Raw genomic sequence first — 17,743 nt, forward strand, 5'->3', positions numbered from 1 at the left:
CCTAAGATAAAGAAAAAACCATGCCATGCCGGGGCTTTGGGATTAATTTTTTGTTAAACGGCAACGCTCGGGGGCATCATCAATAAAAACGTATTTTTGTGGGCTAAAGTATAATCTATGTCCAAACCCTTGATATTGGTCACCAATGATGATGGCATTACCGCTCCAGGGCTTCGTACCTTGGTCTCTTTGATGAACCAACTGGGGGAGGTCTATGTGGTGGCGCCGGACAGTCCGCAATCCGGTATGGGCCACGCCATTACGTTGGACAGCACTTTGTATTCCAAAAGAATGCGGCAAGATATGGCCCACCCCAATGTGGTGGAGTACAGTTGCAGCGGCACCCCGGCAGATTGCGTGAAATTGGCCCTCAAGGAAATCCTTCCCAGGAGGCCGGACCTTTGCGTGAGCGGCATTAACCACGGCGCCAACCACTCCATAAACGTACTGTATTCCGGCACCATGAGCGCCGCCGTGGAAGCCGGTATAGAAGGGGTGCCCGCCATTGGTTTCTCTTTGTGCGACTACAACTGGAACGCCAATTTTGAGCCCGGCAGCGACTTGGTGAAAACCATCGTGGAACAGGCCCTGGAACATCCCATGCCCAAGGACGTGGTGCTCAACGTGAACATTCCGGACCTGCCAAAAGAGGCCCTTAAGGGCATAAAGGTCTGCCGGCAGGCACGGGCCAATTGGAACGAAAAATTTGACAAGAGAACCAATCCCAACGGCAAGGACTACTATTGGCTAACCGGACGGTTTGAGCTCTTGGACGAGGGCCAGGACACCGATGTATGGGCACTGGAGCAAGGCTATGTATCCGTGGTGCCCACCCAATTTGACCTTACGGCCCACCACGCCATACGGGAACTGAACCAGTGGGACTTTGGCCCCTAACGGCAAGGGCTTCCCCGGAACGAAACCTACGGCCTTGATTTGAACACAACAACCAACAAAACACGCATGAACACTAAAAAGGAATTGATCATAGGGATCTTGGTGGGCATCATAGCCAATGGCTTTGGCACCCTGCTCTACATGACCCTGTTCTCTGACATGGACATTGCCGCCACCTGGGAGGCGGCCGTGCAGCAAGGCCACGTGGGCAGTCTCCTGGCACTGGGCGCCATCTTGAACCTGGTGGCCTTCTTTGGCTTTCTGAAACTGCGCAGGGACCACCGGGCCAAAGGGGTGCTGATCGCCACCCTGGGCACGGCCCTGCTCATTCTTGGCTATAAACTGTTCTAGGAATGGACCGCCCTGACCCATATGGGCCGTACCCCTGCACCATCCGGGGATATCAGCGCATGCACCACAGCAAAGCAACAATGCCATGAAGTACTACATCATTGCAGGTGAGGCCAGCGGGGACCTTCACGGCTCCAACCTGATCAAGGCCTTAAAAAAAGAAGATGCCCAAGCGCAAGTGCGTTGTTGGGGCGGCGACCTGATGCAAGCCGCCGGGGGCACCCTGGCCAAACACTACAAGGAACTGGCCTTTATGGGGTTCATGGAGGTCCTTTTAAACCTGGGCACCATTGTCCAGAACATCCGTTTCTGCAAAAAGGACATTGCCCAGTTTGCGCCAGATGTGGTGATTTTCATAGACTACTCCGGCTTTAACCTAAAAATTGCCAAATGGGCAAAAAAGACAGGTTTTAGGACCAATTACTACATCTCGCCCCAAGTATGGGCCTCCCGGGCGGGGCGGGTGGAAAAGATCAAGCGGGACATAGATGCCATGTACGTGATCCTACCTTTTGAAAAGGCTTTTTACCGGGCACGGGGCTACAACGTGACCTTTGTGGGCCACCCGCTCATTGATGCCATTGCACAACAAAGGGAAACGAGCAGGGACGACTTTGTGGAGCAACACGGGCTCCATCCCGAAAAGCCCATCATTGCCCTATTGCCCGGGAGCAGAAAACAGGAGGTGGCCAAGATGTTGGAGGGCATGCTGTCCCTGGTGCCCAGGTTTCCGGAACACCAATTCGTCATTGCCGGAGCGCCCAGCCTGGAAGCCGATTTTTACCGGCAGCTGACCAAAAATGCCGGTGTCCGTTTTATAGACAACCAGACCTATTCCCTTTTAGGGCATGCCCAAGCAGCTTTGGTAACCAGTGGCACGGCCACCTTGGAAACCGCACTGTTCATGGTGCCCCAAGTGGTCTGCTACAAGGCCCATTGGCTCTCTTACCAAATTGCCCGGCGGATCATTACCCTGCGCTTCATCTCCCTGGTAAACTTGATCATGGACCGGGAGGTGGTAAAGGAACTGGTACAGAACGATTTTACCGAGGAAAACCTGTACCGGGAACTTTCCAAGATCATCCATGGGCCCGAAAGGGGACACATGCTGGAAGCGTACGCGGCCTTGCGCCAAAAACTGGGCGGTACGGGCGCCAGCAACAAAGCGGCACACCATATCTACACTTCCCTGAAGGGTTCCTGATGCCATGGAAACCAAGAATATGGAATATTTTGTTAATTTTGATGAACAGACACTTCCATAGGCATGATGAGTCCGCGCACAGTTTCCCTTTTTACCCTTTTCCTTTTCCTTGTGGGATGCAACGCCCTTAAAAAAGGGAAGACGGCAAAGGAGAACCGTACCGTTTCGGTGGCCGCGGCACATGAGGCAAGAACGGGAGAGCGCCCAACGGCGGTGGCCGGCAACAGCGGCGATACCGCCCTACCCTTGGCCGGAAGCAAAAAGGCAGAGGACATCATCAACACCGCACTGACCTTTAGTGGGGTGCGCTATAAATTTGGGGGCACCACCAAAAAGGGAATGGATTGTTCCGGACTGCTGTACGTGTCCTTTGCCAAGCATGACGTGCCCCTGCCCCGAACCTCTTTCCATATGGCAAGCAAGGGCCAAAAGATACGCTTGGGCAATGTGGCCAAGGGCGATCTGCTCTTTTTCAAGACCACCAAACGAGCCAAGAGGATCAATCACGTGGGCATGGTGGTGGATGTGGACGGTAAGGACATCAAATTCATCCATGCCTCCACCTCCCGTGGCGTCATCGTTTCCTCCTTGCGGGAAGGATATTGGAACAGTGCCTTCGTGAAGGCCACCAGGGTGCTTTAGCGCACGCCCAAAGTCAAGGCAAAACCACGGCGGCAAGCAGTTAAAGGGAACCACCGCCCAACGCCCCCTGAAGACCCTGTCCCATTTTGACACCACTGGGAAACTGGTTGGAAAAATTGGGTAAACCACCTCGGGGCAAGCCTCCGAGTAGCAAACCCTTTGGCGATGCCGATGAATGGTAACCATCACCCCTGAACACCCATGAGACTGCTGGACTACGTCCCCATAAAATTGGCCTTTTTTCTCATCCTGGGCATTCTTTTGGAAGACCTATTGCGTCTTCCCGTCATCGCCTTGTTTTTGCTCTTGGCCCTGCTGCTCACGGCGATGGCCATCAGTTTGGGAAAGACCACTAAAAATTCGCCCGTATTTGGTTTCCTGGCTGGGGGCACCACCTTGGTCCTGGGCATGCTGTCCATGGCCCTCACGGACCCATCCAACCAAAAAAGACACTACACGCACTATCTCGGGGAAGGCCCACAGTCCGTACAGCTAAAGATCGTGGAGACCTTAAAGCACAGCCCCTACGCCCATCGGTACATTGCCAGGGTAGATGCCGTGAACCATTTGACCACCGAGGGCAAGGTGCTCTTTACACTTACAAAAAAGGACACCATGCCCCTGCTAAAGGTAGATGACGAAATCATTGCCTTTGCCCCCTTTACTCCCTTTAAGGCGCCTCCCAACCCTTATCAGTTCCATTATGGGCAATATATGGCCCATTTGGGAGTGCACCGGAGCATCCGAGCGGCGCCCAAGGAGATGGTGGTGAGGCAGCAGCCCTCCGCAACTACGATCGGCGCGGCCGAAAGACTGCGCAACCACATCACGGCCCGTTTGACCGATGCCGGTTTTTCCGGTGATGAACTTGCCGTGGTAAGGGCCCTTTTCTTGGGGCAAAGGGATCAAATCTCAGACAGCACCTATGACGATTACAAGGACGCAGGGGCCGTACACATCTTGGCCCTCTCCGGCCTCCATATTGGCATTCTCTTGCTCCTCATCAACTTTTTGCTGTCTCCCTTGAAGCGGCTGGCCGGCGGTAGGCCCTTAACATTGGTCCTTACCGTGGGGCTCCTCTGGGCTTTCGCCTTTCTTGCCGGTGGCTCACCCTCATTGATCCGGGCTTGCACCATGTTCAGTTTTGTGGCCTATGCCATGCACCTTAACCGTCCCAGCAGCAGCTTTAACATCTTGGCGCTCTCCCTACTGTTCCTTCTTTTGTTGTTTGATCCCCGCCTCATTTATCAAGTGGGCTTTCAGATGAGCTATGCGGCGGTATTTGCCATTGTCTGGCTCTACCCCATACTGCAAAGATGGTGGCGGCCAAAGAGCAGGGCCCTGCGCTACCTTTGGCAACTTTTGGCCGTGAGCATTGCCGCCCAGCTTGGCGTACTGCCCATAAGCTTGTTCTATTTCCATCAGTTCCCAGGCCTCTTTTTTGTGAGCAACCTTTTGTTGATTCCCGGAATGGGCCTTGTTCTGGGTCTGGGCATTCTGGTGATTTTCTTGGCCTTGGCCAATGCCCTGCCCTCCCTTTTGGCGGAACTCTTCCGGCAGGTGATCGCCACGATGAACACGGTGGTGTCCTGGGTGGCTTCGCAAGAAGCCTTTGTGTTCAAGGATATTCCGTTTGATGATTTCCAGGTCTTCCTGGCCTTTCTCTTGGTGCTGGCCTTGGGCCACGTGCTGCAAAGGCCCACCCATAAGCGCTTGGTTGCCCTGCTCTGTACGGTTGGGGCATTCCAGTTGCACCATCACCTGGGCCAGTGGCAAATGGCTAAGAAACAGGCATTGGTGATACCGCACGTGTCCGGTGCCTCCGGCATTTGGGAACAACGGGGACCAACCCTCCACATTTATGGAGATGGACTGGAAGGGCATGTTGCCGTAAGGGATTTTAAGATCGGTGAAGGCCTTGGCGAGGTGGTTTCCCAGCCTTTGCGAAACAGTTATGAACACCAGGGCGCACCCATCTATGTCATGGACAGCACCGGCATCTATCCCCCCGGGAAACGCGTGCACACCTTGATCGTCACCGGCAACCCTAGAATCAATTTCGATCGGGCCCTGTTGGCGCTCCGCCCAAAGCAAATTGTTGCCGATGGCAGCAACTACAACAGTTCGGTGAACCGGTGGGCCACCAGTGCCAAAAAACAAAACATCCCTTTTCACCACACGGGCAAAAAGGGTGCTTTTTATTTTAAAGGGCCCCATTGAAAGATGGCGGCCCGATGAAAAAAAGTAACCTACCTCGGGGCAAGCCCACGAGGCATTCATAAGAAACTGAATTTTAATTTCGGGGCAAGCCTCGGAGTATCAAACCCTTTGGCGGTGCCAATCAATGGGCCAACAGTTCGGATCCTTCCTCCTCTGCCCCGTGCGTCAATCGTTTCAAGGGCTTTAGAATCAACAGCACCAAAAGACCAAAAATGACACAGAAGATCGTGATGCCGGTAAAGAGCTGAAATTCAGAAAAATTCTTGATTTGCTCCCCTATGCTTCCCGCCACAAAATTGCCCAGGCCCGTTGCGGCAAAATAGGCCCCCATCATAAAGCCCGCATATTTTACGGGAGACAGTTTGGTCACAAAGGACAGTGCCACCGGTGAGGCGCACAATTCCCCAATGGTGTGGAAAAGATAGGCCAGCACCAGCCATATCATGGCAGATTTGCCCACCTCCTCGAATTCCAGGGAAGCCTTGGACATGAACACAAAGCCAAGGCCCATGATGATGATGCCTATGGCCATTTTAAAGAGCGAGCTGCTTTCCTTTCCCCGGTTTTTCCACCATACCCAGAACAGGGCAACGGGCAAGCCCAGGGTGAAGATAAAAAAGGAGTTTACGGACTGGAACCAGGTGGCCGGCACTTCGTAGGGATCTATGGTAAAGACATACACTTTGAGCACCAAGAAGAGGGCACCGATCACCCCGGCCCCAATGAACCATCCCGTGCCGCTTTTTCTGTCCTTTCGGTAGGCCAGCAGGGCCTTGACCACCATGAGCCCGGTAAGCCCCAGTAAGATGATGTCTATGTTCAACAGATCGGTGAGCCGGTTGGTTTTTTCCTTGGCGTAGATGTTCATAAGGCCGCCGGCCTGTTCAAAGGCGCCCCAGAACACAATGATCATCAGAAAGGAAATGAAGATCACCTTCATTCTATCTTTCTCCACGGCGTTAAGGGGTCTTTTCTGGGCTTCTTTCTCTTCCTCGCTACTGTCTGCGCTACCGGGCTTATTGCCCACGGGCTTCAGGTATTTCTGCCCCCAAACGTACACGATCTGGCCAATGAGCATCCCTATGCCCGCCATGCCAAAGCCATAGTGCCAGTTGATGTTCTCCCCAACCGTACCGATGATGATACCGGCCAGGAACGCCCCTATGTTGATGCCTATGTAAAAAATGGTGAAGCCAACGTCCCTTCTGCTGTCTCCCCTTGGGTAAAGACCGCCCACCATGGTGGAAATATTGGGCTTAAGGCAGCCCACTCCGGCAATGATGAACCCAAGCCCCGTGTAGAACGCCCAGGCCGGCGGAAAGGCCAGCACCAAGTGCCCTATACAGAGTAGCACACCCCCGATCATCACCGTTTTCTTCTGTCCAAAAATACGGTCGGCAATGAGGCCGCCGGGAATGGAGGCCAGATACACCAAGGTGGTGTACCACTTGTAGAGGTTAATGGCCTCGGACTCTTCCCAGCCCCAACCGGGATTGTCAGACATGACGGCGGCGGTAAGGAACAGGGTGAGCAGGGCCCGCATGCCGTAATAGGAAAACCGTTCCCATAGTTCGGTAAAAAACAAAAAGTAAAGTCCTACGGGGTGGCCAAACAGTTCCCGCTCATGAGGTGGCCTTATGCCATGTGTTTCCATATTGTTGGTTTCATTGGTTTTGTTGCGGTGGCACAGTGCCCCTGTTCCGGGGCAATGGCGCCCCTAGTGCGCGCCGTATTGCCGGTTCAAAGATTTTCCCTGACAAATTTGCTCATCTTGTTGTACAGGTGCACCCGGGTGTTGCCCCCATAGATGCCGTGGTTCTTGTCCGGGTAAATGGCCCACTCAAAAGGCTTGTTGGCCTGCACCAGGGCCTCGATCATGCGCATGGTGTTCTGTACGTGCACATTGTCGTCTCCGGACCCGTGCACCAAGAGGTACTTCCCCTTTAGGAGCTCGGGGTAGTTAAAGGGCGAATTATCGTCGTAGCCAGAAGGGTTCTCGGCCGGGGTGCGCATAAAGCGTTCAGTATAGATGGTATCGTAAAAGCGCCAAGAGGTAACGGGTGCCACGGCAATGGCCATTTCAAAAACATCATTGCCCTTCAGGAGGCAGTTGGTGGCCATGTGCCCCCCAAAGCTCCAGCCCCAAATACCGGTGCGATCTTCATCAATATAGGCCAGCTTGCTCAATTCCCTGGCCGCCGCAATTTGGTCCTCGGTCTCGTATTTCACCAAATTCATATAGGTGGCCTTTTTAAAGTCGCGCCCCTTGTATCCGGTGCCGCGTCCGTCCACACAGGCCACGATATAGCCTTCGGCCACCAATTTCTGGTGCCAGTAGTCATTGCCGGACATCCATCTGTTGGCCACATTTTGGGAGCCGGGCCCGCTGTACTGGTACATAAAGAGAGGATATTCCTTGTTGGGGTCAAAGTCCAGGGGCTTTAACATGTACATGTTCAAATCGTTGCCATTGATGCTTATGGTGGAAAATTCCTTTGGACTAATGGCATAGTCTTCCAATTTTGCCAAAAGGGCACTGTTGTTCTTGATCTCGGTGAGCTGCTTCCCGGTCAGGGCACGGTGCAGGGTATAGGTGTTGGGCACCGTGGCGCTGGAATAGGTGTTTATGAAGTAGGTGAAATCTGCGCTGAAATCGGCTGCATTGGTGCCCGGCTCAGCGGCCAGGGCGCGTTTCTTTTTACCGTTGCTCTCCACGCTGTACACCCCACGGTTAATGGAACCGTTTTCGGTGGATTGGTAATAGACCCTGTCCTCATTTTGGTCGTATCCGTAATAGCGGGTAACCTCCCACTCCCCTTGGGTGATCTGGTTCATAAGCTCCCCGTCCGGGCCGTAGAGGTAAATGTGGTTCCAGCCATCCTTTTCGGACGTCCATATGAAACTGTCATCGGCCAAAAAGGTGAGGTCGTCCGTAACGTCCACATAGGCCGCATCCTTTTCTTCCAAGAGCACCGTACTGGAGTTGTCAAGAACATCCACCCGATGCAATTTCAAATGATTTTGATGTCTGTTGATGGTCTGTACGCTAAGGTGCCTGGGATTGTTCATCCACTTGATGCGGGGAATGTAGTACGGATCCCCCAAATTCACTTTCTCGGTATTGCCCGAAGCCACATCCAATAGATGTAGGGAAACCAGGGCATTGTCCTCACCGGCCTTGGGGTACTTGAACACGGTCTGATCCGGATAGAGCCCCGTCCCGTAAACATCCATGGAAAACTCGGGCACCCGGCTCTCATCGAACCTTAAAAAAGCAATTTTGCTCCCGTCACTGTTCCAATCGAACGCGCGCACAAAGGCAAATTCCTCTTCATAGACCCAGTCCGTGATGCCGTTTATAATGGCGTTCTTTTTCCCATCTTGGGTGAGCTGCCTGGTGTTTTTCGTGGCAAGGTCCAATAGATATAGGTCATTGTTGAGTGCGTAGGCCACTTTTGTGCCGTCTGGCGAGAGTACGGGTTCCTGTATCTTCTGGTCCGAAATCTTCACCAAGCTTTTGTCCTTGACATCGTACACATAAAAATAGCCCAGGGTAGATCTGCGATAAATGGACTCCACCTCGGTGGCCAACAGCATCTTGCTCTCATCTGCATTGAACTCATACGAACTAAAGCGGGGCAGGTCTTTTAGATCTGTCGAAGACACCAAGGTCCTTACCTTGCCCTGGGTGGCATAGTCGTACACATCCACGCTGCTGTTTCCCGTGGCCCTATCAAAATTAAGCACGGTATATTCCTCACCGTTGTTCAGGGAACGTAGGGCATCCAGACCCTGGGTACGAAAGGAACCATTGTAGATCTCCTCCACGGAAACCGTTTTCTTTTGGGCGGTCAGTAAGGTGGCCATCAGAAAAAAGAGAAAGGCCATGAACTTAAAATTGCGCATAAGGGAATTGTTTTTGTATAAGCTACCAAGTTTACCACATTTTCCCGAAAAAACCCCCTTTTACCCAAAAAAAGAAGTCCATTTTAACGCCATTGGCCCGCCAAAGGGGCAATTTGGTTATCTTTGTTGCACAAAAGCAAAAAGCCCTCTGGCGGTAAAACCAAGGAACGCATGACGGAGCCCATACAAGGTTTCTCCAAACTGAGCAAACAAGAAAAAATATCGTGGATCGTTTCCCGATACACCCAAGACCCGGAAAGGGCCGCCCAGCTCCTGAGCGCCTATTGGAACGAGGACCCCAAACTACAGCAACTGCACGATGAGTTCATAGAGAACACCATCACCAACCAATACATGCCCCTGGGCATTGCCCCCAATTTTCTGATCAATGGAAACTTGTACGCCATCCCCATGGCCATTGAGGAAAGCTCCGTGGTGGCGGCGGCCAGCAAGGCGGCAAAGTTCTGGTTGGATCGCGGCGGGTTCACCGCAGAGGTACTGGGCACGGAAAAAGTGGGGCAGGTACATTTTTTCTTTGCCGGCGGCACGGCCAAGCTCCAAACCTTTATAGACCAAATAAGGCCCAAATTCCTGGAAGACACCCTTGGCATTACCGAGAGCATGTCCAAACGCGGGGGCGGCATCAAGGACATTGCCCTCAGGGACCTTACCGACAGGTTGCCGGGGTACTACCAATTGCACTGCACTTTTGAGACCAAGGACGCCATGGGGGCCAATTTTATAAATAGTTGCTTGGAACAATTTGCCGAGACCCTAAAAAGGGAAAGCGCAGGATATGTTGGCTTTAATGAGGAAGAACGTGCCATTGAGGTGGTAATGTCCATACTCTCCAACTACGTTCCCAACTGTATGGTAAGGGCATCGGTGAGCTGTCCCATCTCCGAACTGGACATTTCCGAAACCGTTTCGCCCTTGGCCTTTGCCCAAAAAATGGTGCGTGCCGTGAACATTGCCCAGGCCTCTCCCTACCGGGCCGTAACCCATAACAAGGGCATCATGAACGGAGTGGATGCCGTTGTCCTGGCCACCGGCAACGATTTCCGGGCCGTGGAGGCCGCCGCCCACGCCTATGCCGCCAAAGACGGCCGGTATGGCAGCCTTACCCATGCGAAGATCCAGGATGGCCAGTTCACTTTTTGGATCGAACTTCCCCTGGCCTTGGGAACGGTGGGCGGCCTCACAAAACTGCACCCACTGGTAAAACTGAACCTGGAAATCTTACAACACCCCAGCGCGGAAGAACTGATGCAGATCGTTGCCGTGGCCGGATTGGCCCAAAACTTTGCCGCCGTGAGCTCGCTCGTCACCACGGGAATACAGAAGGGCCATATGAAAATGCACCTGCTCAACATCCTGAACCAGCTAGAGGCCACGGAAGCGGAAAAAGCCCTTCTCATTGCCCATTTTAAAACAAACACGGTTACCCACCGCGGGGCCATCAATGCCCTGGAATCCTTGAGAAAGAACAATGGGGCATCGGTTTTATAGCAACGGCAAATTATTGATCACGGGAGAATACGCCATTCTGGACGGGGCAAGCGGCCTGGCCGTGCCCACCCGCTACGGACAGGCGCTACGGGTAAAGGAGCAAAAGGAAAAAGGGCTTTCATGGCAGGCCAAGGACGAGACCGGCAAAATTTGGTTCCAAGCCCATTTCAATGTGGATCTTGAACCAACATCCAGCACGGATGATGCCGTGGCCACCCGCCTTACCTCCATCCTCAAGGCAGCCAAAGGGCTCAATCCCAACTGGATGGACAGCCCCAATGGCCAAAGCGTGGAGACCACACGCGATTTTCCGGCCCATTGGGGCCTGGGCACCTCTAGCACCTTGATCAACAATGTGGCCCAATGGACCGGCGTAAACGCCTACGCCCTTTTGGAGCAGACCTTTGGTGGAAGTGGTTATGACATTGCCTGCGCAGTTGGTAACGACCCCATTGTCTATGCCCTGGATGCCAAGAAAAATCCGGTCGTGGTACCGGTGCACTTTACGCCTCCCTTTGCTTCCCAGCTGTTCTTTGTGCACCTGAACCAAAAACAGAACAGCCGCACGGCCATTGCGGCATACCGGGCCAAAACCGCCGCAACCCAATTTTTCCAAGAAGTGAGCCGGCTCACCCAAGCCTTTGTGGACTGCCGCGACCTACCGCTGTTCCAAGACCTGATGGAAGAACACGAAGCCCTGCTATCCAAAACCCTTGAGATTGCCCCGGTAAAGGAACGCTTGTTCCCCGACTATTTTGGCGCCATAAAGAGCCTGGGCGCTTGGGGCGGCGATTTTGTGATGGCCACGGGCAATGAAAACACCCGGTCCTATTTTGAAGCCAAGGGGTTTGGCACGGTCATTCCCTTTTCCAAAATGCTTCTTTAGATTTATTTCTTTGGGGGCATCCGCCAGGGTTCCATGCCCGTTCCCAATGGACCATAGGCCCCGGCCGATCCATCTCCAATTATTTTTTGAAGGACAAAAAAATTCCAATGCCCTGGCCGATCTTCAAAAAAGAAGGGGTGCCGCCAAAAAAATGGCCACAAAAAAAACCCGCCGAAAACAAAGGGCAGGGTCTTTTTTAAGGTTATTTACGGCCTAGTGTCAGGTAAGCCAAATTCGTCGCATGATGCAAGGCTTCTTTTGCGGCATATTGTCGTTAAAAAATAATTCCGTAGCTACTGCCATATCTTGCCTTCGCAGCATCTCGCCCATAGCACTTGCTATGTCGTGCCTGAATCTGCCACAAAATCCACTCCCGCACCTGCGGGAGCCTTATACGCCAATTCAGTTTTAGCTTAACACTAGTAAAAAACGGCCCTTTTATCTTCAATTTCCGAACTTTCTTTGAGTGCGTTGTACACATCGCTGTTTACCCTGTTGGCCGCATTGGTTTTTACGGTATTGGCAAAGGTACTGTAGTTGTCCAGCGGAGTTGCCGGCGTTCTCTTCACAATTTCAATTTTGAACACCCCTGTGTTGCCCTCGATCAGTTCAGAGACCTCCCCTTCTTGCATTCCGTAGGCGGTACCGACCACTGCGGGCTCCGAACCTGCCCCGGGAATGGTGGGAGACTTTACGGTGAGCGCACTGGCCGTGGAAACCGTGACGCTGTTGTCCTGGGCAATGGCATCCATGGTCTTGCCCTTGTTGGCCCCGATGATCTGGGCCGCCTTGCGCTCCTTGCGGATGATGGGCAACACGGTGGCAGAAGCATCCTCTGCGCTCATTACGCCCTCTTTATAGCTTCCGGTGAGCTGCACCACGGCGTAGCCGTCGTTGACATCGAACCTTTTGATATCGCCCACCTCGGTGTCCTTGTTAAAGGCCCATTGCACAATGCTTCGCTGTGCAGACAGCCCGGGCAGGTTTTCATCCAAGGCCTTGATCTTGTTCACGGGGCGCACCAGATAGTCACTTTTCTTGGCAATATCGGAAAAAGCGGCATTGTCCTCTATGGTTTCCATCTCAAATTTGGTGGCATTGGTAAAGAGGGTGTTTATGGTTTCCTCTGAAGCTTCGATCTCCCTGCTCAGGGTGGCCAACTGCACCACGTCTTCCTTGTCATCCACCTTGATGACGTGGAAACCAAAATCGGTCTCCACCATACCCACTTCACCCACGGGATTGTCAAAGGCAAAATCATTGAATTCCGGTACCATGACCCCACGCTGAAAGTAACCAAGGTCGCCACCGTTCGGGGCCGAGGGCCCGTCTGAATTGTCCCTGGCCAAGGTAGCGAAGACCGTGTTGGGCTTTTTGGCCTCGGCCAATAGCTCTTTGGCCTTGGCCTCTGCCTCTTCCTTGGTCCTGGTCACCTCGGGGTTGGCGCGCATTGCGCCCTCGTAGGCCAGGAGAATATGGCTTGCCTTTACCGAACCGTTGGGCCTGCGCCCCATCATCTTGGATATTTTGTAGGCACCCCCATCCTTGTACGGGCCATAGATCTCGCCCACTTGGAGCGCCATCAGGGAATCTGCCACGGAAGCCGGCAAGTTCTTCTTGGCCTTGTAAAGGGTATCTAGTTTGGTATCTGAGTGGCGGTCCAAAAAAGCGGCCATGTCCTGTGTTTCCCTAAAACCAAAGACCGTGTCGTTGCGATCGGTCTGGGCATTGTACTCCACCGTGTTGTCCAGCAAGGCCATCAAGGCCGCCTTTATGGCGGCATCGTCCTCATCGGAGGGCTTTTCCTCAAAAAGCACAAATTGGATGTCGCGGGCCGCTTCTTGCTTAAACTGGTCCTTGTGGTCATTGACGTAGGCGGAAATCTCACTTTTGGTCACCGTGATGGTACTGTCCGGGATGGAGGAAAAGGGCACCCGTACATATTTGATGTCCATTTTCTCATTGGCCAGCTTATAATCCAGTTCGCCCTCCTTCAAGGTGGCGCCCACACCGGCCTTGACCAGGTTGAAATAGGTCTCCTCCTTGGCCATTTGGATGATCTCTTGCTCGGTCTGCAACCAGGCATCGTACTGCAAGGGGTTGTTCACTTTCCAGTCGGCCACGGTCTGTTTGAAGATGTTGGGGTCGAACACCCCGTTGGAGTTCTGAAATTCGGGGTTCTCGGCATATCCGGTGGTCCTGAGGAAATCGATGATCTCGTCCTGACCGATGCCAATGCCCAGTTCCTCGAACTGTTCGCTTAAAATGGTGGTCCTCACCTCCCGGTCCCAGACCTGGTTCATGAGCTGCATGGAAGACATGGTGGGGCCCATTTGCCTGGAAATGGTCTCCAGTTTTCGCCTAAACTCCGTAATGGGAATCTCCTCTCCGTTGATCTCGCCCACTGCAGCGCCCAATTTTTCGCCGCCGGCGGCGAAATTATCACTTGTAAACACCCCTGAGATGACGAATGCAAAGAGCGCAAGCCCAATGATGAGTATCAATACCGTGGTACGCTTTCTTATGTTCTCTAAAACTGCCATGCTATGGTTACATTAAAATCAGTTGGCGAAATTACCATTTTTAATTGAAATAATAAAAACTAAAACACCGCTAAAAGTTGGGCTGCTAAGGGGTTAGTCACCCTGTAAAATCTCCAGTGCCACGAGGTCTATTTTGGTGTTGGAAACCTCCAAAACGGTGAATTTGAATCGGTCTATGACAATTTCCGCGTCCTTTTCCGGGATATGCCCCTCATGGTGCACCACCAGGCCACCCAGGGTCTCGTACTCATCGGACATGGGCAACTCCAGGCCGTGGTTGTCGTTGATCTGGTCCACTTCCAGGCGTGCGGAGAAAAGATAGTGGTTGGCATCTATCCGCTCTTCCCTGAGGTCGGTACTGTCATGTTCGTCTTCAATTTCGCCAAAAAGCTCCTCCACAATGTCTTCCACCGTCATCAGTCCGGCAGTGCCGCCGTATTCGTCCAGCACCACGGCAATGCTCTTGCGCTTTTTAATGAGCACGTTCAGTATTTCTTGGATGAGCATGGTTTCCGGCACCAGCTCCACGGGGAGGAGGATGCTCTTAATGGTCTTTGGCCGCTTAAAGAGCTCATAGGAGTGCACATAGCCCACAATGTCATCTATGGTGTCCTTGTACACCACGGTCTTGGAGAGGCCCGTCTCGGTAAAGAGCTTGGCCAGGTTCTTTGGGGTCTCGTGTATCTCTACCGCCACCACCTCTGTGCGCGGCACCATGACCTCCCTGGCCTTTACGCCGGAAAACTCCAGTGCGTTCTGAAAGATTTGGATCTCGGAATCCACTTCATCCTCGGCGGCCACGGCCTCCATTTGTTCGGTGATATAATCGCCCAGCTCCAGTTTGGTGAAGGCCAGCTGCACCTCATCTCCCGGGGTCCTGAAAAACACTTTGAGGATAAGGTCGGAGACCCAGATGACAAAGTCGGACAACAATGAAAAAAGCACATAGAACAGGTAGGCCGGCACGGCAAAGAACTTGAGCATGCGGTTGGCGTAGATCTGGAAGAGCACCTTGGGCAGGAACTCTGCGGTAATGAGTATGATCAGGGTAGATATGATGGTCTGGGTCACCAGGCTAAAATCGGTCAACATCAACCTTAAAAATGCGTTTTGGGGGGCCAGACGAAGAAACCACTCCATAAGGATCTCTCCCATAAAGAGGCCATAGACCACCAGGGCAACATTGTTTCCAATGAGCATGGTGGCAATGAATTTGGAGGGTTTGTGGGTAAGCTTCCCCAGCACGTTTGCCAAGATGCCCTCCTGTTTCTTCTCTATCTCAATATGGATCTTGTTGGCAGAGACAAAGGCAATTTCCATCCCCGAAAAAAAAGCGGAAAAAACCAGGGACAGCACCACAATGATCAAATGCGGCTCCAAGATCAGGAATTGTTTTGTTCTTGCTCCTTCCTCTTCTCAAAGCGCTTTCGATATTTGCGCCTAAAAAGGAACATGCCCACGCCCATTAACCCAAAAAAGACGAACAAGTAGGCATTGTCACGGTCCACGTTCCAATCCGTATAGATTCTGTACACGGAAAAAATTGCCATAAACAACCACAGATACTCCGTATATCTCAATATTTTAATCATCTTGGCTTTCTTTTATCAGCATTAACCCGTAGGTCTTGTGCGCGTTTAAAAAACTCAAATCCTTTTTAATGTCCATACCCTCGCCGTCCATGACCGTGCCGTCTTCCGGGTTGGTAAAGGTAAATTTCTTTTCCGTAAAGGCCCATTCATTTCCGCGGTCATAGTACAATTGGGGCGTTTTCAATTTCTTGCCGTCATGGCCGTCAATGCGCACATTCCCCTCCAAACTCACCAGACCGGTGGCGGCATAGAGAATGCCCGTATCTGCCTCGATGGTGGTTTTCTGCCCTTTTTCATTGAATATTTCTATGACCACCCCTTCCGGAAAGGTCTGGTAGGGAAAGTCCAAATTTTCATAATCGTTGCGCAAAGGACCGGACATGACCGCCATTACCTTTGAAGCCCCTGTGTTTTCGGAGTTTATTTTTTCGGGCGACTCGGTATAGGTAATCTCAAAGTTCTTGGCAATGCCCTGGGGAAATATCTGTTTTGTGGCCTCGTTCCCCACCCGTTTGTAGGTGTCTTGGCAACCTAAAAAAAGCATTGCCATGGCCACAACCACGACAATGCTTTTGTTCTCTATGTGCATCTGGGGGCAATTTACAAATTGGGGACCTTTACGCTACCTCCCACCCAGCAGGAAAAATTAACGGTTTTCCCGGCCATTCCGGCGGTAAAGATCATCTCCTTGGTGGGCGCCTTGGCGGCGTAGCTCGCCGCGCTCTGGTTGGCCCGGCCCCTTTGGGCGGGATCTACCCTCCCGGCCTGGCGCGCCATGTCTGCCGCCTTCCAATAAATGGCCCTTTTCTCAAATGGCGTGGAACCACAATCGTTGGCACTATTGGCGTATAGACTGGCTATCAGCAAATAGGCCTTGCCATTGGACGGGTTGGCGTCAATGGCCTTCTGGGCATAGCTCCTTGCGGTGGACTTACTGCCCCTTCTGTAAATGGTGGCCACTTTATAGGCAATGTTGGATTTTTTCCTTGCATCCGTCTCCAGCTCCAACGCCTTGTTGAAATCTGCCACGGCCCCATTGGTGTCCCCGCTCTTGGACTTTAAACTGCCCAGGTACACGTACACGTCCGCAGATGGATCCAACTCGGCCTGTACTTCCACCATTTGCTTAAAGAGGGGATCGTCCGTACATTCTTTGTTGAACATGCGCCCTACGGCCCCCTTCACCCATTTGATGTCGCTTCTCTTCTCGTCGAAGTTCTTTTTGTACAGGGGAATCAGGTTTTCACAGTCTGCCAGGGCGCCCAACTTGGAGTCTATACTGCCCTCGATCTTACCATAGGCCTCGGAATAAGAGTTGTATGATTTTAGTCTTCTTTTCTCCTTTGAGGTCAAGGTACCAGCGTCTTCCTTGGGCAACAGCTGCGCGATGCGATCGGTGAGCTTGGCGTTCTCATCAGCTATTTTTTCCATGACATCATCGTACACATCAAAGACCTCCTGCAGTTCTTTCTGGCCGGCGTTGTGAAGATCCACCAGGCTGCTGAAATAGATGTAGAGCGCCTTGGGATTGGTAAAATTGTCCCGATCACCGGTAAAGGCCTCACCCAACAATTTGTACATTTCGGCATCATCTGCCATCTTATTGTCGTATTTCACCATGGCCTTGTCCACCATCGTCTCGCCCTTGCTGGTCTTGGAGGCAAAATGCTTCAACTTGTTGTCGTACAAGCCCATAAGGTCGTTGGCAAAACCTTCCTTTTCCGCTCCGGACGCTTTTTCGATCTTGTCCTTCAAGATGCGCTCACCATATACGTAGATGGCATTGTTGAGCTGTGGACAGGTTTCATACACCATTTTCCAGGGCTCGTAGGCGGCATCATAGTTCTTGACCTTGGCATGCTCGGAAAAGATGGACAGGTTTGTCATACATTCCGGGTTCTGGGCTTGGGCGTGGGCAACGCCCACAGCCACAATTAAGGCAAGTGCGGTAAGGTAAAGCTTCGTTTTCATCATACTGTTTTTAAAAGAGGTT

The 17,743-nt window shown here is 52.5% G+C and carries 14 protein-coding genes; 7 read left to right on the plus strand and 7 right to left on the minus strand.

Annotated elements, in window-relative coordinates; all coding sequences use genetic code 11:
• Positions 1-117: 117 nt before the first annotated feature.
• The 5 genes from surE to ACKWCC_RS12615 all read left to right on the plus strand — a co-directional run bounded on the left by surE (position 118) and on the right by ACKWCC_RS12615 (position 5,314).
• Complete coding sequence (gene surE / locus ACKWCC_RS12595) at positions 118-897, plus strand: 5'/3'-nucleotidase SurE (protein WP_413996298.1); 780 nt, start codon at positions 118-120, stop codon at positions 895-897.
• Positions 898-963: 66 nt separating this feature from the next.
• Positions 964-1,248 carry a hypothetical protein gene (locus tag ACKWCC_RS12600; RefSeq protein WP_413996299.1) on the plus strand — a complete coding sequence of 95 codons (285 nt, stop codon included), beginning with the start codon at positions 964-966 and terminating at the stop codon, positions 1,246-1,248.
• A gap of 85 nt (positions 1,249-1,333) precedes the next feature.
• Positions 1,334-2,452 carry a lipid-A-disaccharide synthase gene (lpxB, locus tag ACKWCC_RS12605; protein WP_413996300.1) on the plus strand — a complete coding sequence of 373 codons (1,119 nt, stop codon included), beginning with the start codon at positions 1,334-1,336 and terminating at the stop codon, positions 2,450-2,452.
• A 66-nt stretch (positions 2,453-2,518) separates the two neighbouring features.
• Positions 2,519-3,094 carry a C40 family peptidase gene (locus tag ACKWCC_RS12610; protein ID WP_413996301.1) on the plus strand — a complete coding sequence of 192 codons (576 nt, stop codon included), beginning with the start codon at positions 2,519-2,521 and terminating at the stop codon, positions 3,092-3,094.
• Positions 3,095-3,295: 201 nt separating this feature from the next.
• A complete protein-coding gene (locus tag ACKWCC_RS12615; protein ID WP_413996302.1) occupies positions 3,296-5,314 on the plus strand; it encodes a ComEC/Rec2 family competence protein in 2,019 nt (672 codons plus the stop codon).
• Positions 5,315-5,435: 121 nt separating this feature from the next.
• Here ACKWCC_RS12615 and ACKWCC_RS12620 read toward each other — a convergent pair whose 3' ends face one another.
• A complete protein-coding gene (locus ACKWCC_RS12620; protein ID WP_413996303.1) occupies positions 5,436-6,968 on the minus strand; it encodes a peptide MFS transporter in 1,533 nt (510 codons plus the stop codon).
• An 86-nt stretch (positions 6,969-7,054) separates the two neighbouring features.
• Positions 7,055-9,220, minus strand: a complete 2,166-nt coding sequence (locus ACKWCC_RS12625) for a S9 family peptidase (protein ID WP_413996304.1) — start codon at positions 9,218-9,220, stop codon at positions 7,055-7,057.
• A gap of 126 nt (positions 9,221-9,346) precedes the next feature.
• Here ACKWCC_RS12625 and ACKWCC_RS12630 point away from each other — a divergent pair, with 126 nt between their 5' ends.
• Together ACKWCC_RS12630 and ACKWCC_RS12635 are read left to right on the plus strand one after the other, a co-directional pair.
• Complete coding sequence (locus ACKWCC_RS12630; protein WP_413996354.1) at positions 9,347-10,729, plus strand: hydroxymethylglutaryl-CoA reductase, degradative; 1,383 nt, start codon at positions 9,347-9,349, stop codon at positions 10,727-10,729.
• On the plus strand, positions 10,710-11,615 hold the full coding sequence (locus ACKWCC_RS12635) for a GYDIA family GHMP kinase (RefSeq protein ID WP_413996305.1): 906 nt from the start codon (positions 10,710-10,712) through the stop codon (positions 11,613-11,615). Before ACKWCC_RS12630 ends, ACKWCC_RS12635 begins: the two co-directional genes overlap by 20 nt.
• Before the next feature lie 419 nt (positions 11,616-12,034).
• Here ACKWCC_RS12635 and ACKWCC_RS12640 read toward each other — a convergent pair whose 3' ends face one another.
• The 5 genes from ACKWCC_RS12640 to ACKWCC_RS12660 all read right to left on the minus strand — a co-directional run bounded on the left by ACKWCC_RS12640 (position 12,035) and on the right by ACKWCC_RS12660 (position 17,721).
• Positions 12,035-14,158: a peptidylprolyl isomerase gene (locus ACKWCC_RS12640; RefSeq protein WP_413996306.1), complete on the minus strand. Its 2,124-nt coding sequence runs from the start codon at positions 14,156-14,158 to the stop codon at positions 12,035-12,037.
• 93 nt (positions 14,159-14,251) lie between these two features.
• Complete coding sequence (locus tag ACKWCC_RS12645) at positions 14,252-15,538, minus strand: hemolysin family protein (RefSeq protein ID WP_413996307.1); 1,287 nt, start codon at positions 15,536-15,538, stop codon at positions 14,252-14,254.
• Positions 15,539-15,540: 2 nt separating this feature from the next.
• Positions 15,541-15,750, minus strand: a complete 210-nt coding sequence (locus ACKWCC_RS12650) for a hypothetical protein (protein ID WP_413996308.1) — start codon at positions 15,748-15,750, stop codon at positions 15,541-15,543.
• Positions 15,743-16,339 carry an LPS export ABC transporter periplasmic protein LptC gene (gene lptC, locus ACKWCC_RS12655; protein ID WP_413996309.1) on the minus strand — a complete coding sequence of 199 codons (597 nt, stop codon included), beginning with the start codon at positions 16,337-16,339 and terminating at the stop codon, positions 15,743-15,745. Before lptC ends, ACKWCC_RS12650 begins: the two co-directional genes overlap by 8 nt.
• Before the next feature lie 11 nt (positions 16,340-16,350).
• Complete coding sequence (locus tag ACKWCC_RS12660; protein ID WP_413996310.1) at positions 16,351-17,721, minus strand: tetratricopeptide repeat protein; 1,371 nt, start codon at positions 17,719-17,721, stop codon at positions 16,351-16,353.
• Positions 17,722-17,743 lie beyond the last annotated feature (22 nt).

Source organism: Maribacter aquimarinus (genome assembly GCF_047345505.1).
Classification (GTDB): Bacteria; Bacteroidota; Bacteroidia; order Flavobacteriales; family Flavobacteriaceae; genus Maribacter.

What these genes read in the sequence shown, in the direction of transcription:
- surE (WP_413996298.1), top strand. Translation starts at nt 118, where the DNA reads ATGTCCAAACCCTTGATATTGGTCACCAATGATGATGGCATTACCGCT.
- ACKWCC_RS12600 (WP_413996299.1), top strand. Translation starts at nt 964, where the DNA reads ATGAACACTAAAAAGGAATTGATCATAGGGATCTTGGTGGGCATCATA.
- lpxB (WP_413996300.1), top strand. Translation starts at nt 1,334, where the DNA reads ATGAAGTACTACATCATTGCAGGTGAGGCCAGCGGGGACCTTCACGGC.
- ACKWCC_RS12610 (WP_413996301.1), top strand. Translation starts at nt 2,519, where the DNA reads ATGAGTCCGCGCACAGTTTCCCTTTTTACCCTTTTCCTTTTCCTTGTG.
- ACKWCC_RS12615 (WP_413996302.1), top strand. Translation starts at nt 3,296, where the DNA reads ATGAGACTGCTGGACTACGTCCCCATAAAATTGGCCTTTTTTCTCATC.
- ACKWCC_RS12620 (WP_413996303.1), bottom strand. Translation starts at nt 6,968, where the DNA reads ATGGAAACACATGGCATAAGGCCACCTCATGAGCGGGAACTGTTTGGC.
- ACKWCC_RS12625 (WP_413996304.1), bottom strand. Translation starts at nt 9,220, where the DNA reads ATGCGCAATTTTAAGTTCATGGCCTTTCTCTTTTTTCTGATGGCCACC.
- ACKWCC_RS12635 (WP_413996305.1), top strand. Translation starts at nt 10,710, where the DNA reads ATGGGGCATCGGTTTTATAGCAACGGCAAATTATTGATCACGGGAGAA.
- ACKWCC_RS12640 (WP_413996306.1), bottom strand. Translation starts at nt 14,158, where the DNA reads ATGGCAGTTTTAGAGAACATAAGAAAGCGTACCACGGTATTGATACTC.
- ACKWCC_RS12650 (WP_413996308.1), bottom strand. Translation starts at nt 15,750, where the DNA reads ATGATTAAAATATTGAGATATACGGAGTATCTGTGGTTGTTTATGGCA.
- lptC (WP_413996309.1), bottom strand. Translation starts at nt 16,339, where the DNA reads ATGCACATAGAGAACAAAAGCATTGTCGTGGTTGTGGCCATGGCAATG.
- ACKWCC_RS12660 (WP_413996310.1), bottom strand. Translation starts at nt 17,721, where the DNA reads ATGAAAACGAAGCTTTACCTTACCGCACTTGCCTTAATTGTGGCTGTG.